This window comes from Arthrobacter sp. NQ4 (genome assembly GCF_029077345.1).
Classification (GTDB): domain Bacteria; phylum Actinomycetota; class Actinomycetes; order Actinomycetales; family Micrococcaceae; genus Arthrobacter.
Genome location: NZ_JARETC010000005.1, coordinates 264,745 through 284,990 on the forward strand (window position 1 = coordinate 264,745; position 20,246 = coordinate 284,990).

Sequence of the window (20,246 nt, forward strand, 5' to 3'; positions counted from 1 at the left end):
GCAGAACTACGATCCCGCACCGGCGGATTCGATGGACTTCTGCATGTCAGAGAGTGCGGTTTCCACGGACTTTTCTCCCTTGATTGCGGAGTAGGCGTTCTCTTGGATTGCCTTGGTGACAGCCGGGTAGAACGGCGTAACGGGACGCGGTACGGCGTTTTCGATGGACGTCTTCAGGACCGGCAGGTAGGGCAGCTTGGCAACGAGTTCCTGGTCCTCATACAGCGAACCAAGCACGGGGGCCAGCGAGCCCTGCGTGGCGTAGAACTTCTCGGTTTCGGCCGAGGTCATGAACTTCATGAAGTCGAGCGCGGTGGCCTTGTTCTTGGAGTAGACGCTGGTGGCGAGGTTATGGCCACCCAGCGAGGAGGCACCCGGGCCGCTCTTACCCGGCAGGGCTGCCAGGCCGGTCTTGTCCTTCACAGTGGATGAGCCTTCAGTGGTGATCAGGTTGAACGCGTACGGCCAGTTGCGGAGGAACAGGAGCTTGCCGCTCTGGAAGGCCTGCCGGCTGTCCTCTTCCTTGTACGTGATGGCCTCCTTGGGGATGTTGCCGTCCGCGTAGGCCTTCGCCAGGTTGCCCAGGCCGGCCTTGGCCTCGGCGGTGTTCAGGTCCGGCTTTCCATCCTTGTTAAGGACGGATCCGCCCGCGGAGTTGATGGCCTCGGAAGCATTTACCGTCAGGCCCTCATATTTGCTGAACTGGCCTGCGTAGCAGCCGATGTTGTTCTGCTTGGCGATGGAGCACATGCTCATCATCTCGTCCCAGGTCTTGGGCGGGGTGGGGACCAGGTCCTTGCGGTAATACAGGATGCCGCCGTCGGAGGTCTGGGGAGCCGCGTACAGGGTGCCCTTGTACGTGGCGCTGTCCACGGTGGGCTTGAGCATGGCGCTGGTGTCGATCGCCATCTTGTCCTTCAGCGGCTGCAGCCAGCCCTTCGCTGCGAACTCCGCGGTCCAGACAACGTCCACATCCACGACGTCGTAATCGGACTGCTTGGCCTGGAAGTGCTGGACCAGGTCGTCGTGCTGTTGGTCCGCCTGGTCGGTCTGTTCCTTGAAGGTGACCTTTTCGTTCGGGTGGGCCGCATTCCACTTATCGACCAGGGGGCGGACAACGTTGCTGTTGTCCTTGCCCTGGACATACGTGATGGGGCCGCGGCCGTCGAGGTTGGCGTCAGCGTCGCTGCCCCCACCACCCGTGGTGCCCCCTCCACCCCCGCCACCGCAGGCGGACAACGTAAGGGCCAGAATGCCGGCAGTGGCAGCCGGAAGCAGGAATCTCGGGGTTTTCATTAGCTTGAAGCTCCTCGCTGAGTGACAAGTAAGTCGACAGTGCGCTTGCTAGGTGAGGTTGATGTGGTGACCATCACACTAGTAAGGTTGCTGTCTGCAATGCAAGCGTTTACATCAAAAAGTTATCAGAGGGGAACCAAATGCCCGATCCGTCCGTTCCCGCGCCGCGTCCAGCCTCCTCTGCCTGGTGGGCCGACGCCGTGGTCTACCAGATCTACCCCCGCTCGTTCGCCGATGGCAACGGCGATGGCATGGGCGACCTGGGCGGCGTCACCGGCAGGCTTCCCTACCTTCGCGCCCTCGGGGTGGACGCCGTCTGGCTCTCACCCTTCTACAAGTCGCCGCAGGCAGACGGCGGTTACGACGTGGCGGACTACCGCCAGGTGGACCCCCTCTTCGGCTCGCTGGCCGACTTCGACACCATGTTGCAGGAAGCTCACCGCCTCGGCCTGAAGGTCATTGTGGACCTCGTTCCCAACCACACCTCGGATGAACATGCATGGTTCCAGGAGGCGCTGGCGTCCGCCCCCGGGAGCCCGGCACGGGACCGGTATATCTTCAGGAACGGCAAGGACGAGGTGCCGGGATCCGGCGACGGCAACCGGGCTCCCAACAACTGGAAATCCATCTTCGGCGGGCCGGCCTGGAGCCGCGTGAATGAAGCCGACGGGTCACCGGGCCAGTGGTACCTGCACCTCTTTGACACCCGGCAACCGGACCTGAACTGGGACAACCCGGAAGTCCAGGAGGAGATGCGTTCAGTGCTGCGCTTCTGGCTGGACCGCGGCGCCGACGGCTTCCGGGTGGACGTCGCCCACGGATTGGTGAAGGAGGCAGGGCTTCCGGACTGGGAGGGCGTTGCAGCCATGGTGGAGGGAACCTCCGGACCCCACCGGGAAAGCCACCTGCCCGGTGATGCGCCGCACGCCCACACCGATGCCGAGGAACCCCACAGGGCAGTATCTCCCATGTATCCGCCGTCGCCCTTTTTCGACCAGGACGGGGTCCACGCCATCTACCGGGACTGGAACCGCGTCCTTGCCGAATATGGCGGGGACCGCATGATGGTAGCCGAGGCCTGGGTGGAACCGGCCGAGCGCCTTGCCCGCTATGTCCGGCCCGACGAAATGCAGCAGGCCTTCAACTTCGATTTCCTGCTGGCAGGGTGGGATGCCGAGCGCATGGCGGACGCCATCGACGCATCCCTGGCAGCGGCAGCATCAGTGGGGGCCCCGTGTACGTGGGTTCTCAGCAACCACGACACCGTACGGCACACCACCCGGTTTGGCCTCAAGGATCCCACGACGTTCCCGAAAGGCATCGGCCCCGCCGACGAACAGCCGGACGCGGCGCTGGGCCTTGCGCGCGCCCGTGCCGCCACGCTGGTTGAGCTGGCGCTGCCTGGGTCCGCCTACCTCTACCAGGGTGAGGAACTGGGACTTCCCGAGCACACTGCGCTTCCCGACTCCGCCCGGCAGGACCCCACATTCTTCCGGACGGGTGGGGCTGAAATCGGGCGAGACGGCTGCCGTGTCCCGCTGCCGTGGGTCCAGGACCAGCCCGGGTTCGGATTCTCCGGGGCACTCTCCACCAACGCGTCCGGGCCCTGGCTTCCCCAGCCGGAAAGCTTTGGCCCCTTGGCCGCGGACCAGCAGGATGGCGAGGAGGGCTCAACCCTTGAGCTCTACCGGGCAGCCCTGGCCTTCAGGTCAGCACAGCAACTGGGCAGCGGCAGCGTGGAATGGACTGATGAACACGCGCCGGACAGTGGACTGCTGGCGTTCCGGAACGGGGATGTAGTGGTCCTGTCCAACATGGGCTTCGCCTCCGCCCCTGTGCCGGAGGGCTACACCGTGGCGCTCTCCAGCGGGCCCGAACCGGCCGATGAATGGGCCGCGATGCGGGAGGTTCCCGTGGACAGCACCGTGTACCTTCTGGGCGGCCGGTAGCAAGCAGGGTGCCTGGGCTGCCCTGCAGCGGCAGTTCAGCGGACGCGCTCTGCCCGGCTGAAGCGTGTCCGCGCCCCGGCCCCGATGTGGATGAGGACAGGAATCTCCTTGCCCACAACAGACTCCAGGGCGTCCAGGAGCCCGGAGACCTCGGCTGCGAGCAGGTGCGGGGCCACCCCTTGGCGTGGCAGGAGCCGGACCTTCAACGCCGGGGAACCTTTCACGTCGTAGGTGGTGACGGTGGCGCCTGCCAGGTCCGGCCGTCCTTCAAGGGCCTGCCGGAGGGCCTGCTCGGCCACCCCGCCGCCGATCCGGACGTCCCCGGGAATCTCTCCGGGATCGTATTCCGCGGCCAGCAGGTTTGACCGGCCCTTGCCTTGCTGGGCGATCCAGGCAACCATGAGCCCCATCAGTGCCAGGAGCGCCAGCGCCACGACGATCCACAGCCAGCTCTCCGGCCGGCCCGGGAACCGGGTGGAGTCGAACAGCCGGCTGACACCCTCCCAGGCTCCGCCGGACCAGGAATGCCACCAGGAGCCCACCGGGGGCACGGTTGCCAGCAGCACCAGGATGAGTCCGGTGCCCAGCAGGATCAGGCCCAGTACGGTGAGGAGGATGCGGTTGAGCAGTGCCGGGGTGCTGTTCATGCTCCGATCACTCCGGTCGGGGTCACGTTGACGCGCGGAACAGGGGCCGGCTCCAGCAGCATCTGGTCCAGCTCATCCCGCACCGCGCCAAGGACACGGTCCGCGTCCACGGGCACACCGGAGGTTGGCCGGACGTTCACCAGCACCTGGCGCTGGGAGACGACCACCATGACCTGGTCGGGGGTGACGTTGGCGGCCAACCGCGCGCGCCGGGCGATCGAGGAGGCGACGACCTCGTCATCCACCACCACGGCCGGGAGTCCCTCGCCAGGGGCGCCGGCCAGGAGATGGCGGGCACGTTTCCCGGGAAGGATTCCGTTGAGCAGGAAGACCAAGCCCAGCATGGCCAGCACACCGCCGATGGCCGCCAGCAGCAGCGGGGGGATTCCGGCGGGCAGGTCGACGATGCGCTGGGCAGCCACCTGCGGCTCGATCAACCAGGCGGGCTGCCCCACGGCATGGACGCCGGACTCGAGGACGCCGTAGCCGGCCAGCACCAGGACCAGGACGGCGGCCACGACCGACACCACGGCCCTGGAGGAATGGGTTTCGCGGTAGACCACCCTGCGCATGTCCGGGCCGTTGCTTCTCCGGGATCCGCTGTTGGCCCGGCGGCTTTCCACGCTGCTGCTCACCGTACCCGCCCTCCTGTACTGATCTTTGCCCCGCTGACGCGGATATCCACCCGGCTCAACTGCGAGCCGCTCAGTTCCGAGACCCTCGCCAGGATGCTTTCCTTGGCCTTCACCGTGCGGTCCCAGATGGATCCGCCGGCGATCCCGACCCTGGCAGCGTCCAACACCACGGACTGCAAGGGCGGGATGCTGATGGGAGTGACGAGGGACAAGGCCAGCAGGCCGTCGTCGTCCGTCCAGTCCGCGCGCACGTCCTGGGCGTCGACTCCCAGCGCCTGCGCCGCAGCCGCCTTGGCAAGGCTGGTCAACGCCTGGGTGCTGATCCGGTTATGGCCGCTGAGCGCCTGCCCACGCACAACGGGCGCGGGCGAGCTCATGAGGAGGAGCGCCGGCCGGTGATGGCATCGAATATGCCGCGCAGGTCCAGCTTGCCTTCGGCGGCACGGCCCAGGAGCGCCCCGATGGCCATGAAAAGAAGGGAAACGAGAAAGCCCCACAGGCCGAACTGCAGGGACATGAATGCCACGAACGCGCCCATGGCCGTGCCTGCCACGGTGAGGTTCACAGCAGCGCCTCCCGTTCGGGAGCAACCGGCGCGGTGGTCTTGACGGGCGGCGGCACGTAGACGTCCGTGATTTCGACGTTCACCTCGATAACCTGCAGCCCCACGAGTTCTTCAACTGCCCGGTAAACGGCGGCCCGGACATCATTGGCCAGGGCGTGCAGGGGCGTTCCGTAGCTGGCCACCAGGGTGATATCCACGGCTACCTGCGTTTCGCCCACTTCCGCGTGGACGCCGGCGGCATGATCGGAACTTCCGACCGCATCACGGATGGCGCCCAGGGCACGGGACGGACCCGAACCGAGGGAGTAGACGCCGGGGACCGAACGCGCGGCGATCCCCGCCACTTTTGCCACGGCGGTCTCGGAAATGACGGTCCGTCCCGGACCGGGAGCCGGGCTGGCGGCAGGACGGCTTGGCACCACGGGTTGCGGGTTCTGGTATTCCATCAGGCACTCCCCCTTCTGTTGGTTCCACCCTATAACCAGGCTGCGGCACATGGGCTGGAAAACCCCGCAGGCGGGCCGCATCGCATATGGCGTTCCGTGACGGGGTAATTCCGCGCCGGTTAAAAGGAACCAGGCGGGAAGCCCCTGGGGGCTCCCCGCCTGGATCACGTGCGGCGACCAGCCGCTGGTGCGTGAGGACCTACTTGTAGAGGCCTTCGCCGCCAACCCTTACATTGGTGGGCAGGTAGCCGAACGGGCCCAGGCCGTTCCGGCCAAAGTTCCTGTCCACCTGGGACACACCATTGCGGAAGTTGATCTTCACCGTCGGTGACAGGGAGCCGCCACGGACGCCGTTGACGTTGTCGATGAAGGACTGCACCAGGCCGCCGGGCTGCACGTAGTGCGAATATGCCTGGAACTGCCGGCCGTTCTGGTTCGGGGTGGGTGCCTCCGGGGACTCGGACGGAAGGTTCAGGTCCGTGGGCGAACCCAGGGCCAGGCCGCTGTTGTTCATCGGCTGGTAGTCCGAGCGGATGCCGTCGCCCACGAAGCCGTACACGCCGTCGGGACCGCGCATGCCTGCCGCGTAGGTGAACTGGTGGCTGATAGTGAACAGGTAGTACTTGTTCTTGCCGTTTTCATTCTGGATGAAGATCTGCGGACGCTCCGTCTGGTCGTTCACGCAGTTGCCGGAAAGGATGGGCGGAAGGAAGGACCACTTGGTCAGGTCCTTGTTGTCCGCCACTGCCAGCCCCACGTTCGCTGTCTGGAAGTAGGCGCCGCTGTTCTGGACGTCCGTTACGCTTTCCGCATGGGGATCACCGGGGCGGTAGCCCAGGTCCTCGGCCTTGCACTGGTAGTCGCCGCGCTTTGCTGCGGTGTTGCCTTCGAACACCATGTACGTCTTCCCGGGGTGGGCCGGGTCCACGAACGTGTAGGGGTCCCGGAAAGCGAACCCGGCGTTCTGCGCCTTGGTCTGGTACATCTTTCCGTCCGGTTCCAGCAGCTTGGTGTGCTGGAACCCGTCGAACGTGACGCCGTTCTGGTCGGCGTGGATGTTTCCCAGCGCCTTGGCGATCACAGCGTCCGGGGCGATTCCGCCGCCGCCGGCGTTCCGCTCGGCCACATCGTAGAACGTGGTGGCCGTGTAGAAGACGTTCACGTGGTTGCCCTGCATCAGGCGCGTGGAACCGGACCATTCGGTGTTGCCGATGGAAGTGTTGTCCAGGAACAGGTGTCCGCCGTAGTTCCACTTGTCCTTGGCCGGGTCCGCGTTGGTCTTCCGGAAGAAGTAGCCAATCCGGGCGTTCCAGTGGCGCTGGTCGAAGCCGTAACCGGCGTGCCGGTCAGCGACCAGGGAGAAGATGACGTCCCAGCCCTTGTAGCTGATCTGGTTGGCGTTTTCGTCCGTCAGGGACCAGGTGTCCCAAACCCAGACGTCGTCGTTCATGGCGGGGAAGTCCTGCGGGATTTCCGGCATGGTGACGTCCGGGCTCATGGAGTTCGCGCCCGGGGCGACGGTGGAGTCGCTCTGTGCCATGATCTGCCGGGCGTCTGCGCGGGTCCACTTGGAGGTGAAGTCCGACGCCGGGTCGAAGGCCTGCTGCGTGTGCTGCGTGGGCAGGGGGAAGCCTGGGGCGGGGGCCGGCATCTGCTGGACGGCAGGCGGGTCGGAAGGCTCGTTGGCCTGTGCCGCGGGGACGGCCAGGAAGGCCGAGGCGGCCAGGGTTGCCGCCAGCGCTGCGGCGCCGGTGCGCCACCGCAGCAGCCGGTGTTGGGGGTGCTTGTGCATGTCTTGCTCTTCTCGCGGAGTTGTAACTTTTCGTGGAAGGCGGGCGTGTGCCCATAACCCCGAAACCAACCGCGGCCCCGGCAACACCTCTGGCGTCATCCGGGACGCCGTTGTGTTGTGGGGGTGCAGGCCTGGGTAGGGCCTGTCCGGCCGATGGAAAGCATGCTGTCCTCCGGCCGCGCTCAACCGTAGACGGGGTGGAGGGAGCACTTCAAACCCTGTTTCGGGAGCCAGAACCGGTTACCACCCAGTAGAGTGCAAGCGCTTACGCAAGCCATTGCGCGCGCGTGCCACACCCCGTCGGCAGGGGTCAAATGTTTCGTTGGGTGCCCAAAGATTTCTTTCGACGGTGGCTGCGATGTTGCGTTAGCCACAGGGCGGGCACTCATACGTGGCGGAAGGCCGCGTCAGGGGCAGAGGCGAAGCCTGGTCAAGGTTGCCCAAACCGGTGTTAAAGCAGAAAAGCACCAGTTCCGAAGAACTGATGCTTCCCAGTGGTGGCTCCGACCGGCGTCGATCCGGTGACCTTTCGATTTTCAGTCGAACGCTCTACCAACTGAGCTACAGAGCCTAGGTGACTAGTCACCATGACAGCCGGAATTTCTTCCAACAATCAGAGCGACCCTGACGGGACTTGAACCCGCGACCTCCGCCGTGACAGGGCGGCGCGCTAACCAACTGCGCTACAGGGCCTTGCTTTTCTTGCTTTTGCAGTATCTCTACCGCTTTTTTCAAGGCTTCCAGCCTACCAGACTTTTTTAGCCTGTTTGACCAGTTCCTTGCGTACCCCCAACGGGATTCGAACCCGTGCCGCCGCCGTGAAAGGGCGGTGTCCTAGGCCGCTAGACGATGGGGGCCAGAACCCGTTCGGAACAAAATAAAAGGCGTCAAGCGGGGCTTTCCGTCTTTGTCCTCTGCGTTTCTCCGAACTGGACTCTAAAACTATAGGGGCTAACCGGGAATATTCCAAAATCGGCGAAAAACCCCGCCGTTTGGCCCCGGGACGGGTCAAGATGGACGGATGGATGCCGTCGACGCGCTCAATGAGATCGCTTTCTGGCTGGAGCGCGGACGCGCGGCCACGTTCAAGGTCCAGGCTTTCCGGAAGGCGGCCGCCGCCATCAGCCCCCTCGGCCCCGCGGAAGTAGCCGAACGCGCCCGGAGCGGCCGGCTCAAATCCATGAAGGGAATCGGCGACCGGACCTACGCGGTGATCCGGCAGGCCGTGGACGGACAGGTCCCTGACTACCTGGCGGACCTCAGGGAGAAGGGTGCCCAGCCGCTGGCATCGGGCGGAACGGAGCTCCGGGCGGCGCTGCGTGGCGACCTGCACAGCCACAGCGAATGGTCCGACGGCGGCTCCCCCATTGAGCTGATGGTGGCGGCCGCTGAGGTGCTGGGCCGCGAATACCTGGCCCTGACTGACCACTCCCCCAACCTCACCATCGCCAACGGGCTGTCCGCCGGGCGCCTGCGGGAGCAGCTGGACGTGGTGGCAGGCATCAACAGCAACGGCGGGGCCACCCGGCTGCTGACGGGCATCGAGGTGGACATCCTGGAATCCGGCAGCCTGGACCAGGACCCGGAGCTGCTGGACCGCCTGGACATCGTGGTGGCCAGCGTCCACTCGAAGCTCCGTGCGGACCGGAAAACCATGACCACCCGCATGCTCGGGGGCATCCGGTCTCCGCAGACCAACGTCCTTGGCCATTGCACGGGACGGCTCGTTGAGGGCTCGCGCGGGACGCGGCCGCCGTCGGAATTCGACGCCAAGGAAGTCTTCGCAGCGTGCGCGGAACACAACGTTGCCGTTGAGATCAATTCCCGCCCGGAGCGGCAGGACCCGCCCGATGCCCTGATCCAGCTGGCACTGGACGCCGGGTGCCTGTTCTCGATTGACAGCGATGCCCACGCACCGGGACAGCTGGATTTCCTGCAGTACGGTGCCGAACGGGCAGCCCGCAACAACGTTCCGGCAGACCGGATCATCACCACCTGGCCGGTGGACAAGCTGCTTGCCTGGGCCGCCACGAAGTAGGGCGGCCTCGCTTCGGGGCAGCGTCGGCGGGGCTGACCGCCGCTACTTGACGGCGTCTGCCAGCTTCTGGCGGAAGTCCGCCTTGGTGGACAGCGTGAGCTTCTCACCGTTGAGGAAGAACGTGGGTGTGCCGGTGACGCCGAGGGCGTTGCCGTCCGCGATGTCGGCCAGGATGCGGTCCTCGGTCTTCTGGTCGGCCACGACGGCATCGAACTGCGCCAGGTCCAGCCCCAGCTGCCCGGCGTAGGTGCGGAACAGCGGCGCCTGGGACTGCTGGCTGCCGGCCCACTGAGACTGGTTTTCGAAAAGCTTGGCGGCCATCTGCTGGTACTGGCCCTGCTGCGCGGCCGCTTCCGCCGCCAGGGCAGCCTGGCCGGAATTGGGGTGCGCAGAAAGCGGGAAGTACCTGTTGACGAAAGTAATCCTGTCCCCGAACTCCGCCTTGAGCTCCTCCACGAAAGGATGGACTGCACCGCAGGACGGGCACTCGAAGTCCAGGAACTCCACCAGCTGGGCCTTCTCCTCGGCAGGCGCAGTGAGGCGGTGGCTGTCGGCACGAACCAGTTGCTCAGCACCCGCGGCCGGAGGCGCCGCCTGCTGGGGCTTCGTTGCGGCAAAGATGGCGTACCAGGCAACGCCGCCCAGGACGATGAGAGCCAAGGCGATCCAGATGATCTTCCTGACAAGGCGCGGGGTGTCACGGCCGGGAGCCGAAGGAGAGGACATGGTCCGCATCCTAGCCCGCGGGCACCCACATGGCCGATTTCCGCCAGTTCGGTGCCTGCAGCAGCCGTACATTTGACTCATGCCTTCCACCAGCCCCGCCCGCCAGCCCCTGGCTTCCCCCGCCGCAGCACCCACGCCCGTGAAGGCCCTTGGCGTGGCGGCCATGGTGGTTACCGTGGTGCTGTGGGCCTCCGCGTTCGTCGGCATCCGCGCCATCGGGCCGCACTTCTCCCCCGGAGCCCTGACGCTCGGCAGGCTGGCGGTCGCCGCCGTTGTCCTCGCGTTCCTGGTGGTGCCGCAGCTGCTCAGGAGCCGGGTGCTGCCCAGGGGGCGCGAATGGCTGCCCATCCTGGCCTATGGCGTGATGTGGTTCGGCGGCTACAACGTTGCCCTGAACGCCGCCGAACACATCCTTGATGCCGGCACCAGCGCCCTGCTGATCAACGTCAACCCGATCCTGGTGGCCATCATGGCCGGCATCTTCCTCAAGGAGGGCTTTCCCCGCTGGCTGCTCATCGGCAGCACGGTGGCCTTCACGGGTGTTGCACTGATCGCCCTGGGTTCCGGACAGCCGCGCAGCCCCGGGGAAAGTTCGACGGCGGACCTGGCAGGCGTGGCGCTTTGCCTCCTCGCGGCGGTGCTCGCCGCAGTCAGCGTCATCATCCAGAAACCGGTGGTGCGGAAGTTCCCGGCGGCGCAGGCCACCTGGTTCGGCATCGTGGTGGGAGCACTGTGCTGCCTGCCGCTCGCCGGGCAGTTGGCGTCCGAAGTGCAGGCCGCTCCCCCGGAGGCCACCTGGGCGCTGGTGTACCTCGGTGTCTTCCCCACGGCCATTGCCTTTACCACCTGGGCTTACGCCCTGTCCCTGGTGGACGCCGGGAAGCTTGCCGCCACCACCTACCTGGTGCCCGGGACCACGGTGCTCATCTCCTGGCTGCTGCTCGGTGAAATCCCTACCGCCTGGGGACTGGTGGGCGGGCTGGTGTGCCTGGTGGGCGTAGGGCTGACCCGGCGCAGGACGCGGGCACCCGGGCAGCGGCCCGGGCGCTAGAGTCGGAGTATGCCAGCCAGCCTCCCGCCGGGACTGCCTATCCTTCCCGACGGCCCGCACGAACCGTCCGGGTTCACCATGTCTCCTGACGAATTCGAGGCGGCCGTCGAGGATGCCCTGGCCAGCATCCCGGACCGGCTGGCCCGTGCCATGGACAACGTGGCAGTCTTCATCGACGACGACTACGTGCCCGGTCCGGGGGAAGATCCGGACACCGTCCTGCTGGGGCTGTACGAAGGCGTCCCGCTGACCGAACGCGATTCATGGTGGGACGCCGGTTCCCTTCCCGACCGGATCACCATTTTCCGCGAACCCATCCTGGAGATCTGCTCCTCCCGGGAGGACGTGATCCACGAAGTGGCCGTCACGGTGGTCCATGAAATCGCGCACCACTTCGGCATTTCCGATGTCCGGCTGCACGAGCTGGGCTGGGGCTAGCCTTGTAAGCATGGGACACGACCACAGCCACAGCCACGGGATCACCGCCACCGGGCGGCACCGGAAACGCCTGGTGGCCGTCCTGGGCATCACGCTTGGCGTCGTCCTCATCCAGATCGTGGGAGCGGTGCTGTCCGGTTCGCTGTCCCTGCTCGCGGACGCCGGCCATATGCTCTCCGACGCGGCCGGCGTCACCATCGCACTGCTTGCCGCCTGGATCGCCGGCCGCCCGGCGAGCGACCAGCGGACCTACGGCTACCAGCGGGCAGAGGTGCTCGCGGCGTTGGCGAATGCACTGATCCTGATCGTGATCTCCGTTGTGATTTTCACGGAGGCCATCCGCCGGTTCGGGGCGCCCCCGGAAGTGCAGACGGACATCATGCTGTTTGCGGCCATCCTCGGCGCCGTGGCGAACCTGGTATCGCTGCTGATCCTGCGTGGGGCGCAGGATGAAAGCCTGAACATCCGTGGCGCCTACCTGGAGGTACTGGGCGACCTCCTGGGTTCGGTGGCCGTCATCATTGCCGCCGTCGTCATCATGGCCACAGGTTTCCAGGCAGCGGACACCATCGCTTCCGTCCTTATCGCACTGATGATCCTGCCGCGGGCCTGGAGCCTGCTGCGCGACGTGGTGGATGTCCTGCTGGAGGCCAGTCCGAAGGGCGTGGAGGTGCAAATGATCCGCGAGCACATCCTCTCGGTTGCCGGCGTGACCGATGTCCATGACATCCACATCTGGACCATCACGTCCGGTGTCCCCGTCTTCTCGGCCCATGTGGTGGTGGAGGACGGCGTGCTCAACGCACGGGGCGCCGACCAGTTGCTGGACAAGCTGATCACGTGCCTGGGTTCCCATTTCGATACCGACCACTGCACCTTCCAGCTGGAGCCTGCGAGCCACTCAGAGCACGAGGAACACCAACACGCCTGACCCCGACACACCCGTCAAATTCACGGGAAAATGACACGCTTGTGGTTTATGTTATTGATGTGACTGTTGTTGCCAATGTGCAAAAGGTCACGTAGCCTCGGACTGCTGGCGAGCAGCTGAGGGGCACGGTCGTGCCGCATCCAGAACCTCACTCCCAGTCTTACCGTTGCGAGGTCTCTGCAGATGGCTTTACCCGGATCCGGCCGCAGGACGGCTGCGCTGTGCGCCGCCGTCGTACTCTTTGCATCCGTGGCAACACCCGCACTCGCGGTACCGGCGCCATTGGCCCCCGTGGCCTTTCCGGCGTCGCCAGCGATTCCCTCGCCGGACGATATCGCAGCAGCGAAAGCCAGTGAAGCCGCGACGGCGGACCAGGTCACCGCGATTGAGCGCATTTTGGCGGATGCCTCCACAGCCCAACAGGCAGCCTTCGCGGTGGCCATGCAGGCCAACAACTCCTACAGCGAGGCGCTCGTGGAGCTGCAGCAGCGGACCGAAGCGGCGTCAGTTGCGGCTGCCAAGGCCTCTTCCGCGCGCGACCAGCAGGACAAAACCCGGAAGCAGGTGGGACAGCTCGCCGGTGACCTGTACCGCAATGGCGGCCTGAACCCCACCCTGGGAACGCTGGCCAGCGGCAGCGAAAGCCTGCAACAGGCCGCCACGCTTGAGGCGCTTTCTGCCAGCCGCAGCCGGGCCTTTGAGGCTGCGGACGCTGCTGCCACGGCCTACCGTTCCCTGACCGCCGCCGCAGAGGACGCCACCAAAGCCGCCGATGACGCTGCAAAGACGGCCGAGCAACGGAAGTCCCAGGCGGAACAGGCCAACGCCGCGCAGGTCAAAGCCGTTGCCGATGCCAAGGCACAGCGGACCATCCTGGTGGACCAGTTGGCCCAGCTCCGCAACACGACTGTGGCGCTCGAATCGGCCAGGGTGGATGCCCTTGACCGGCAACGCGAAGAGGCACGCCTTGCCGCCTTGTCCGCCGCCGCGGACCAGGCCGCCCGGGAGAAGGCAGAGCAGGACAAGGCAGCCCAGGAGAAGGCAGCCCAGGACAACGCCGCCCAAAACCGGCCCGCCACACGGAACGGCGGCGGCCAGGACATGGCCCCCGCACCGGCCGGTCCAGCGCCTGCTGCTCCGGCTCCGGCCCCAGTGGCGCCGGCTCCTGCTCCGGCAGCCCCGGCACCTGCACCCGCCGCGCCTGCCCCTGCGCCAGCCCCTGCTCCGGCACCGGCGCCCGCCCCGGCCCCGGCTCCAGCTCCGGCTCCGGCCCCCGCGCCTCCCACTGGCTCGGGCACGTATGAGGCAGCCATTTCGGTTGCCCTGGGGAAGGTGGGCGCGCCGTACTTCTACCAGTGGGGCGGCACGGGCGTGTACGGCTTTGACTGTTCGGGCCTGGTGCAGAATGCCTTCGCTGCGGCCGGAACGTACCTTCCCCGCACCGCATCCCAGCAGTATGCCGCCGCCCCGGTCCACGTTCCCATCTCCCAGGCCCGCCGCGGCGACCTGCTGGTCTGGGGTTCCGCGCCGAACTTCTACCATGTGGCCATCTATCTGGGGAACGGCCAGGTGGTGCAGGCGCTGAACCCGCAGGAAGGCATCATGGTTTCCAGCATCAGCTCAATGGTGGGCATGGACCTGTATCCGTACGCCGCCCGCTACTGACCACCCGACTGGGCGCGGCGGGGCCTGAAGGCTCCCGCCGCCGTCGTCAGCTCAGGATGTCCTTGGTGACGAAGCGGCCATAGGCGAGCGCGCCGAACACTGCCACGTAGCCGGCCTGGAGCAGGGCATTGTCCAGGAAGGAATCCCACACCACGGGCTGGCGGAGCATGTCGGCGAAACCAAGCCAGTAGTGGCTGAAGAGCCACGGGTGCAGCCAGTCCAACTGCGGAAGCTGGTCCGCGACCTGCGAAACCACCGAGACCACCACCGTTGCGGCCATCGCCCCAACGGGAACCACCGTCATGGTGGACAGGAACAGTCCGATCGCCGACAGCCCGGCCAGCGACACCGCGAGGTAGGCGGCGATGAGCACTATCCGCAGGGCAGCCTCGGCGGGCTGGACCACCCCGCCGGAGAGCAGTGTCACCGGGCCGACCGGGAACAGCGCCGCACCAATCGCCGCGCCCGCCAATCCAACGGTGAGCGGAGCCACGATGCAGAAGGCCAGCGCCCCCGCATACTTGACCAACAGGAGCCGCACCCGCCCTGCCGGCGCCACCAGGAGGTACCGGAGGGTCCCCAGGTTGGCCTCCCCGGCGATCGTGTCCCCCGCCACCACCCCCACTGCGAGCGGCATGAACAACGGGACGGAGACCAGCATGGCGGTGAAGGCCACAAACAGCCCGTTCTGGGTGATCCGGTCGAGGAACGCAGGACCCCGCCCCGGTGGGACCGCAGAGGAAACCTTCACGGCCACGGCAATGAGGACCGGGATGGCGGCGAGCGCCAGGAGCAGCGCCCAGGTCCGCCGGCGCCCGAACAGCACCTTAAGCTCAGACCCCAGAAGGGACAGTCCCGGGCCGCGCGGCGCGGCGGCCGTCCGGGTGGCTTTGGCGGTTTCCGGTATGTCCGCGGGAACGCTACTGGGCAACGTCGAATCCTTCCCCGGTCAGGGCAACGAAGCGGTCTTCAAGGCTTTCACGCTCGATGGCGAAGCCCCGGACGCGGACGCCGGCCTGCACCAGGTGCGCCACAACATCCTCCGGGAGCACGGCAGGCTGCCCGGCGGCGGCACCCATCGCCGCAACAATGGTCTCCCCATCCAGCTGTGCGCGCTGGGAAGCCTGTGCCTCCTGGTCCCCCGGGCCGGGTGCCAGCCCCAGCCCTGCCAGGACCTGCCGCGCCGCGCCGCCGTCGGGCGTTACCAACCGCAGGCGGGTGCTTCCGGCCTGCCGCAGTTCGGCCAGGGGACCCTGTGCCACGAGCTTTCCCGCGCTCATGACAGCAGCGTGGGTGCACATCTGGTCCACCTCGGCCAGCAGGTGGCTGGACACGAACACAGTGGTGCCCTGGTGTGCCAGGGAGCGCACCAGGTTGCGCACTTCGCGGGTGCCCTGCGGATCCAGCCCGTTGGTGGGTTCGTCCAGTACCAGCAGGTCCCGGGGTGAGAGCAGGGCGTTGGCTATGCCCAGCCGCTGCTTCATTCCCAAGGAGTATGCGTGCACGCGTTTCCCCGCCGCGTGCTCCAGGCCTACGCGCTCCAGTGCCTGTTGCACGCGGGCTTTGCGCGTGGCGGGCACTGAATGCGGGCTGGCGGAGTCCAGCCGGTGGAGGTTGGCGGCGCCGGACAGAAAAGGGTAGAAGGCCGGCCCTTCCACCAAGGCGCCCACGCGCGGCAACACCTCGTGGAGCCTCTGCGGCATCTCCTGGCCCAGGAGGTTCACCGTTCCTGCGGACGCGGCTGCCAACCCCAGCAGCATGCGGATGGTGGTGGTCTTGCCGGAGCCGTTGGGGCCGAGGAACCCGAAGACCGTCCCGTGTGGGACGGCAAGGTCCACGTTGTCGACGGCGGCGTGCTGGCCAAAGTGCTTGGTGAGGCCCCGCGTCTCAATCGCCAGGTTGTCAGTCACCGCGCCAGGGCCGGCCCGGTTGCCACTCCCCCGCCCGTCCAAGGCCTACCGGGCCGCTGCTGCTGCGGCCTGCAGCCTCTCCGGCGGCACCATTCCCGCGAAGATCCGGCCGTCGTCGGTGATCAGGATGTTGAGCAGGGCCGTGGACAGCAGCCGGCCACCGGGTACGGCGACGGCGGCCTGGGACAACAGCGGGTCCTGGAGCAGCGGTGCGGCCGCCGCAGCGGATCCAGTCGCCGTGCCCACCACCGTCTCCCAGCCGGTGCCGGTTATGGAGACATTCCCCTTGGCACCACCGTGCGTGGCGCCCGGGCCATGGGCATGAGCGGGGTCATGGGATTTGGTGGGATCGTGGGATTTGTCCGGTACCGGGAGTTCCTTCACGGTGCTGCCCGGCGGAGGGGTGAAGGCGAAGACTGACGGGTCCGGCGCGTCCAGCGAGAAGCTGGTGAACCCGGACGCGAAGGCAGGCTTATCCGCGCCGCGCGCGGTCACCTGGACTGACAACGGCATCCCGCTGGCACCGTCGACGGCAATGGCCACCTTGCCTACCAACGTTGCGTCCGTGCGGGGCTCGATCAGCAGGTTGTAGGCGGCGCGCCCTGCAACGGAAACGTCCGGGCCCACGGAAACGGCGGTGCTGGGGTCCACCTTCGACAGGAACTGTTGGGCCAGTTCAGCGGGAGTGTGCATGCCGGGTGCGCCGTGCGGGTCGTTCGGAAGCGCGGGATCCTCTGTGTGGGCAGGGTCCTCGGTGCGCTGGGGCAGGGACAGGTGGGCTGCCGAATTGTCCTTTGAGGAGTAGAGCCAGACGTCGCTGCCGTGGCGGACCACGTCTCGTTCGGCCAGTTGGTCCATCACCTGCACACGGGCGTTGTCCTTGCCGTCCACGTAGATGCGCGCGGTGTGCTTGCCTGACAACAGCTCGATCACCGACGCCACGCTGCCGGCCGAGGCAGGTCCGGACGCAGACCCGGACGGCTTGCCGGCAGCCGGAAGTTCCGGCAGTCCCAGTTCAGCGGACTGCTCCACCGTCCCGGAGAACGTGCGCACCTGGTGGCTGGCCGCCAGTTCCAGGACCTCGGCAGGTGTCTTGGCCGGCAATGGGTTGCTGGCGCCGGCCGGAAGGGACCCGATCAGGGCACCGGAGGCAATGGCCACCGGAGCCGCGACGGCGGGCAGCCACCGCAGCCACATCCTGCGCCTTGCGCTGTTTCGTTGCACCTGTACGTGTTGGAACGGTCCGCTGGAATCCAGCCTGTTGGAGCCCATGGATCAAGACTACGCCCGTGCAGGTGGGTCCGTGCCCTTGGGAACTTTCCCGTTTTGCGGGATACGGGTGCGTTCCGGCACGACGGTTCCCGCGCCACCGTCGACCGTTATCTTTTGGCCCGTGCTGATCAGGGCGGTGGCGTCCGCCACGCCAACAACTGCGGGGATGCCGTATTCCCTGGCCACGACGGCGCCGTGGGAGTTGGGTCCGCCCATCTCCATCACCAGTCCTCCTGCCGTCAGGAACAGCGGAGTCCATCCCGGGTCCGTGGACGGTGCAACCAGGATCTCGCCCGGCTCCAGGCGCGCTCCGACGGGATCCAGGATGACCCGCGCCGCAGCGGTCACCGTCCCGGCCGAGGCCGGGCTGCCGGCCAGGGTCCCGTTGGCCAGGTTTCCGTTGGGCCCGATTCCGTTCGCGGCGGTTCCGGCGGCCCGCGCCGCCTCGGGTTCGGTGCCGTCCGAAAGCAGCACCCGGGGGATGTGCCGGCGCCTGAGCTCCAGGGCGTAGTCCTGGCGCCGGGCCGCCACGAGTGCCTTCAGGTCAGGGGCAGGCGCCGGGTTGCCCGCGGTTGTTCGGGTCAATGCTTGGCGGACCTCCGCGAAATTGAGGAAGAACACGTCGTCCCGCCGTTCCACCGTGCCTGCCTGTTCCAGTTCGGTACCCACCAGGAGCAGCTGCCGGCGGACTTCCCCAAGGCCAAGCACCAGCTGGTACTTCGGCAGCTCCCGCAGTCCGGCGAACATGCGCGCCCGCCGGAGTGCGGCACGCACCAGCCGTCCCCGGATCCTGCTGCGGGCAGCGGCCCGGGCCACGAGCCGGTCAACCTGCGCTTCTGCGTCCTCGGCGGCTTTGCTGAACTGGGCGTCCGGTGCCAGGGCGGGGTCGTCCAGCCGGAGGTAGTTGGCGAGGATGCCCAGGATGTGTTCCGGTTCCTCCGACCACCGGGGCAGTCCGACGTCGATCTCGCCGACCGCCCGGTGGCCGTATCTGTCCAGGAACCTGGCGAGGCCCGCGTCCAGGCGCGCCGGCAGCTCGCCGGCCTGGAAAGCGGCTGCGAGGGGGGCGGGATCGCGGGCCATCAGTGCGGTGCGTGATTCGGCGTCTTCCTGGATCGCCTGCGCCAGGTGCCACAATTCCAGGTCCATTTCCGTGGTGACGTTGTTGGGCAGGCCGCGGATCACCGGCTGCAGCCCGTCCCACGCATTGCCGCCCACGAGCTTTCCGGCAACGCCGAGCATCGCGAAGCCCAGGGCGGGAAGGGGGAGGATGGCCGGAACAATGGGGAACAGGCGCGATCCAACGAGGGACTCGGCGTGGTCCAGGCGGGCCAGGGCGCCGGCTGCGCCGCCGGGAGCCAGGGACGCCTCGAACGTCCGGGTGAAGCGGTCCAGCCGGCGGAGGGCGGCAGCGGGGCGGACCAGCGCACGGAGGAAGGTGGCGGGAACCTCTGTGCGGATTGCCGCGGGTCCGACGTGGCGCAGCAGCCCGAGGGGCGACCTGGTGGTCACCGAAAAAGCTGGGTCCGCGAACAACTGCCGCATGACGGTTGCCGTCCGTGCCTCCATGATGTCGAAGACCCGGGGAACGAGCCGCCGGCCAACGGTGCTGCGGATGGGAGCGGTGAAGTCGACGTAAATCCGCTGACCCGCCTCGGCGTAGGGGGACGGCCCTTCCCGTGGATCGGGAACAGGGAAGCCGGCTGCGGTGGCGACGGAGGAAGCGATGAGGCGCACTGCAGCCAGGCCCATGGGCGTCAGCGGCCGCGTCAGTCCCTGCGCGAGGCTGAAACAGAGGTAGGCCCTGGTCCCCCCAACGGCGGACGCTGCCTGCGGAACCCTGCCGGCAGCACCGTTGCTTTTCGGGACCGGGTAGAGCGTGGTGATGGGCCTGGACTGCGTGAGCCACAGCCCATCCGCGCCGTCGACGGCCCACTCGATGTCCTGCGGGGCACCGAAATGTCCTTGGGCCTGCAGCCCCAACCGCATCAGGCCAGCCACCTGGCTGTCTGGAAGGCACGCGGTGCCCTGGGCGCCCTGCCCGTGGCGGATTTCGGTCCCGCCGCCGGCAACCGGCCGTATCTCCACGCCCTTATCGCCGGGTTTCCGTTCCAGCACCCTGCCGGTCAGGGCGTCCACCACGAAGTGGTCCGGATTGACGGCGCCGGAGACCACGGCCTCGCCGAGGCCGGGGCTGGCGTCGATGACCACCTGCCGGCGGCTGCCGGTGAGGGGATTCGCCGTGAACATCACGCCCGCGGTCTGGGCGTCCACCATCCGCTGGACCACCACCGCGAGCGACACGGCTGCCGGGTCGATTCCGAGGCTTGCCCGGTACGCGGTTGCCCGGTCCGTCCACAGCGACGCCCAGCACCTCCGGACGGCGTCCAGCACCGCGGGCACTCCCACGACGTTCAGGAAGGTGTCCTGCTGGCCGGCGAAGCTGGCGAAGGGGAGGTCTTCAGCGGTGGCCGAGGACCTCACTGCCACCGCGACGCCGGGACCCAGTGCCGTATAGGCCTGCTCCACGGCGCGGGCTACGGCTGCCGGAACCGGAGCTGCAAGGATTGCTGCCCGTGCCGTTGTGGCCAGTCCGGCTACGTCGGGAAGGTCCCCAGCGGCGGCCCCTGCCGTCTCCTCCAGGGTGGCGTAAACCGCTGCCAACGCGGGAAGCAGGGCATCGGGGGCGCCGATGGCCTGCCGGTAGGCGGCGGTGGTGAGGCAAAAGCCGTCCGGAACCGGCAACCCGGCGGACAACAACTCCCCTAGGTTGGCTGCCTTGCCGCCCACGAGCGCCAGCATCCCTGAGTTGAGGGTGCCCAGGGCGGGCACCAGCCCGTCGGGCCCCTCACCGGCTGTCATCTGCTGCGTCATGTCCGCGGTCC

The 20,246-nt window shown here is 67.3% G+C and carries 18 protein-coding genes and 3 tRNA genes; 6 read left to right on the forward strand and 15 right to left on the reverse strand.

Translation table 11 applies throughout. The features are described 5' to 3' along the window. Nucleotides 1-6 precede the first annotated feature (6 nt). A complete protein-coding gene (locus PUN51_RS11640) occupies nucleotides 7-1,296 on the reverse strand; it encodes an ABC transporter substrate-binding protein (protein WP_159633639.1) in 1,290 nt (429 codons plus the stop codon). Nucleotides 1,297-1,436: 140 nt separating this feature from the next. On the opposite strand from PUN51_RS11640, the gene PUN51_RS11645 reads away from it, so the two are divergent. Continuing rightward, complete coding sequence (locus PUN51_RS11645) at nucleotides 1,437-3,245, forward strand: glycoside hydrolase family 13 protein (RefSeq protein ID WP_275181010.1); 1,809 nt, start codon at nucleotides 1,437-1,439, stop codon at nucleotides 3,243-3,245. A gap of 35 nt (nucleotides 3,246-3,280) precedes the next feature. Here the strand turns inward: PUN51_RS11645 and PUN51_RS11650 are convergent, their stop codons facing one another. The 9 genes from PUN51_RS11650 to PUN51_RS11690 all read right to left on the reverse strand — a co-directional run bounded on the left by PUN51_RS11650 (nucleotide 3,281) and on the right by PUN51_RS11690 (nucleotide 8,187). After that, nucleotides 3,281-3,892 carry a hypothetical protein gene (locus tag PUN51_RS11650; protein ID WP_275181011.1) on the reverse strand — a complete coding sequence of 204 codons (612 nt, stop codon included), beginning with the start codon at nucleotides 3,890-3,892 and terminating at the stop codon, nucleotides 3,281-3,283. Next, nucleotides 3,889-4,527, reverse strand: a complete 639-nt coding sequence (locus PUN51_RS11655; protein WP_159633649.1) for a hypothetical protein — start codon at nucleotides 4,525-4,527, stop codon at nucleotides 3,889-3,891. Before PUN51_RS11655 ends, PUN51_RS11650 begins: the two co-directional genes overlap by 4 nt. After that, nucleotides 4,524-4,904: a hypothetical protein gene (locus tag PUN51_RS11660; RefSeq protein WP_224024669.1), complete on the reverse strand. Its 381-nt coding sequence runs from the start codon at nucleotides 4,902-4,904 to the stop codon at nucleotides 4,524-4,526. The genes PUN51_RS11655 and PUN51_RS11660 overlap by 4 nt, the downstream gene beginning before the upstream one ends. Continuing rightward, nucleotides 4,901-5,092, reverse strand: coding sequence for a hypothetical protein (locus PUN51_RS11665; protein ID WP_159633655.1), 192 nt, complete (start codon nucleotides 5,090-5,092; stop codon nucleotides 4,901-4,903). The genes PUN51_RS11660 and PUN51_RS11665 overlap by 4 nt, the downstream gene beginning before the upstream one ends. Then, on the reverse strand, nucleotides 5,089-5,538 hold the full coding sequence (locus PUN51_RS11670; RefSeq protein ID WP_224024667.1) for an Asp23/Gls24 family envelope stress response protein: 450 nt from the start codon (nucleotides 5,536-5,538) through the stop codon (nucleotides 5,089-5,091). Before PUN51_RS11670 ends, PUN51_RS11665 begins: the two co-directional genes overlap by 4 nt. A 199-nt stretch (nucleotides 5,539-5,737) precedes the next feature. Next, nucleotides 5,738-7,330 carry a glycoside hydrolase family 68 protein gene (locus PUN51_RS11675; RefSeq protein ID WP_275181012.1) on the reverse strand — a complete coding sequence of 531 codons (1,593 nt, stop codon included), beginning with the start codon at nucleotides 7,328-7,330 and terminating at the stop codon, nucleotides 5,738-5,740. A gap of 495 nt (nucleotides 7,331-7,825) precedes the next feature. After that, nucleotides 7,826-7,901, reverse strand: a tRNA-Phe gene (locus PUN51_RS11680). A 48-nt stretch (nucleotides 7,902-7,949) separates the two neighbouring features. Next, nucleotides 7,950-8,023: transfer RNA gene (locus tag PUN51_RS11685), tRNA-Asp, on the reverse strand. A gap of 91 nt (nucleotides 8,024-8,114) precedes the next feature. Further along, a tRNA-Glu gene (locus PUN51_RS11690) sits at nucleotides 8,115-8,187 on the reverse strand. Between the two features lie 164 nt (nucleotides 8,188-8,351). Here PUN51_RS11690 and PUN51_RS11695 point away from each other — a divergent pair. Beyond that, nucleotides 8,352-9,368 carry a PHP domain-containing protein gene (locus PUN51_RS11695; RefSeq protein WP_224024664.1) on the forward strand — a complete coding sequence of 339 codons (1,017 nt, stop codon included), beginning with the start codon at nucleotides 8,352-8,354 and terminating at the stop codon, nucleotides 9,366-9,368. Nucleotides 9,369-9,410: 42 nt separating this feature from the next. Here PUN51_RS11695 and PUN51_RS11700 read toward each other — a convergent pair whose 3' ends face one another. Beyond that, a complete protein-coding gene (locus tag PUN51_RS11700; protein WP_275181013.1) occupies nucleotides 9,411-10,094 on the reverse strand; it encodes a DsbA family protein in 684 nt (227 codons plus the stop codon). 79 nt (nucleotides 10,095-10,173) lie between these two features. Between PUN51_RS11700 and PUN51_RS11705 the strand changes: the two genes are divergently transcribed. The 4 genes from PUN51_RS11705 to PUN51_RS11720 all read left to right on the forward strand — a co-directional run bounded on the left by PUN51_RS11705 (nucleotide 10,174) and on the right by PUN51_RS11720 (nucleotide 14,179). Beyond that, nucleotides 10,174-11,145, forward strand: a complete 972-nt coding sequence (locus PUN51_RS11705) for a DMT family transporter (protein WP_374114937.1) — start codon at nucleotides 10,174-10,176, stop codon at nucleotides 11,143-11,145. 9 nt (nucleotides 11,146-11,154) lie between these two features. Beyond that, on the forward strand, nucleotides 11,155-11,583 hold the full coding sequence (locus PUN51_RS11710; RefSeq protein ID WP_275181014.1) for a metallopeptidase family protein: 429 nt from the start codon (nucleotides 11,155-11,157) through the stop codon (nucleotides 11,581-11,583). A gap of 10 nt (nucleotides 11,584-11,593) precedes the next feature. Next, complete coding sequence (locus PUN51_RS11715) at nucleotides 11,594-12,514, forward strand: cation diffusion facilitator family transporter (RefSeq protein WP_275181015.1); 921 nt, start codon at nucleotides 11,594-11,596, stop codon at nucleotides 12,512-12,514. Nucleotides 12,515-12,697: 183 nt separating this feature from the next. Further along, on the forward strand, nucleotides 12,698-14,179 hold the full coding sequence (locus PUN51_RS11720) for a C40 family peptidase (protein WP_275181016.1): 1,482 nt from the start codon (nucleotides 12,698-12,700) through the stop codon (nucleotides 14,177-14,179). A 46-nt stretch (nucleotides 14,180-14,225) separates the two neighbouring features. Here the strand turns inward: PUN51_RS11720 and PUN51_RS11725 are convergent, their stop codons facing one another. The 4 genes from PUN51_RS11725 to PUN51_RS11740 form a co-directional block, all read right to left on the reverse strand. After that, complete coding sequence (locus PUN51_RS11725) at nucleotides 14,226-15,110, reverse strand: ABC transporter permease (protein ID WP_224024654.1); 885 nt, start codon at nucleotides 15,108-15,110, stop codon at nucleotides 14,226-14,228. Continuing rightward, complete coding sequence (locus PUN51_RS11730; protein ID WP_275181017.1) at nucleotides 15,100-16,089, reverse strand: ABC transporter ATP-binding protein; 990 nt, start codon at nucleotides 16,087-16,089, stop codon at nucleotides 15,100-15,102. Before PUN51_RS11730 ends, PUN51_RS11725 begins: the two co-directional genes overlap by 11 nt. A gap of 45 nt (nucleotides 16,090-16,134) precedes the next feature. Beyond that, nucleotides 16,135-17,286 (reverse strand): LolA family protein, encoded by a 1,152-nt coding sequence (locus PUN51_RS11735; RefSeq protein WP_275181031.1) that lies wholly within the window; start codon nucleotides 17,284-17,286, stop codon nucleotides 16,135-16,137. A gap of 84 nt (nucleotides 17,287-17,370) precedes the next feature. Then, on the reverse strand, nucleotides 17,371-20,235 hold the full coding sequence (locus PUN51_RS11740; RefSeq protein ID WP_275181018.1) for a PEP/pyruvate-binding domain-containing protein: 2,865 nt from the start codon (nucleotides 20,233-20,235) through the stop codon (nucleotides 17,371-17,373). Nucleotides 20,236-20,246: the final 11 nt, after the last annotated feature.

What these genes read in the sequence shown, in the direction of transcription:
- PUN51_RS11640 (WP_159633639.1), bottom strand. Translation starts at nt 1,296, where the DNA reads ATGAAAACCCCGAGATTCCTGCTTCCGGCTGCCACTGCCGGCATTCTG.
- PUN51_RS11695 (WP_224024664.1), top strand. Translation starts at nt 8,352, where the DNA reads ATGGATGCCGTCGACGCGCTCAATGAGATCGCTTTCTGGCTGGAGCGC.
- PUN51_RS11710 (WP_275181014.1), top strand. Translation starts at nt 11,155, where the DNA reads ATGCCAGCCAGCCTCCCGCCGGGACTGCCTATCCTTCCCGACGGCCCG.
- PUN51_RS11670 (WP_224024667.1), bottom strand. Translation starts at nt 5,538, where the DNA reads ATGGAATACCAGAACCCGCAACCCGTGGTGCCAAGCCGTCCTGCCGCC.
- PUN51_RS11650 (WP_275181011.1), bottom strand. Translation starts at nt 3,892, where the DNA reads ATGAACAGCACCCCGGCACTGCTCAACCGCATCCTCCTCACCGTACTG.
- PUN51_RS11705 (WP_374114937.1), top strand. Translation starts at nt 10,174, where the DNA reads ATGCCTTCCACCAGCCCCGCCCGCCAGCCCCTGGCTTCCCCCGCCGCA.
- PUN51_RS11720 (WP_275181016.1), top strand. Translation starts at nt 12,698, where the DNA reads ATGGCTTTACCCGGATCCGGCCGCAGGACGGCTGCGCTGTGCGCCGCC.
- PUN51_RS11645 (WP_275181010.1), top strand. Translation starts at nt 1,437, where the DNA reads ATGCCCGATCCGTCCGTTCCCGCGCCGCGTCCAGCCTCCTCTGCCTGG.
- PUN51_RS11740 (WP_275181018.1), bottom strand. Translation starts at nt 20,235, where the DNA reads ATGACGCAGCAGATGACAGCCGGTGAGGGGCCCGACGGGCTGGTGCCC.
- PUN51_RS11715 (WP_275181015.1), top strand. Translation starts at nt 11,594, where the DNA reads ATGGGACACGACCACAGCCACAGCCACGGGATCACCGCCACCGGGCGG.
- PUN51_RS11675 (WP_275181012.1), bottom strand. Translation starts at nt 7,330, where the DNA reads ATGCACAAGCACCCCCAACACCGGCTGCTGCGGTGGCGCACCGGCGCC.
- PUN51_RS11660 (WP_224024669.1), bottom strand. Translation starts at nt 4,904, where the DNA reads ATGAGCTCGCCCGCGCCCGTTGTGCGTGGGCAGGCGCTCAGCGGCCAT.
- PUN51_RS11700 (WP_275181013.1), bottom strand. Translation starts at nt 10,094, where the DNA reads ATGTCCTCTCCTTCGGCTCCCGGCCGTGACACCCCGCGCCTTGTCAGG.
- PUN51_RS11735 (WP_275181031.1), bottom strand. Translation starts at nt 17,286, where the DNA reads ATGTGGCTGCGGTGGCTGCCCGCCGTCGCGGCTCCGGTGGCCATTGCC.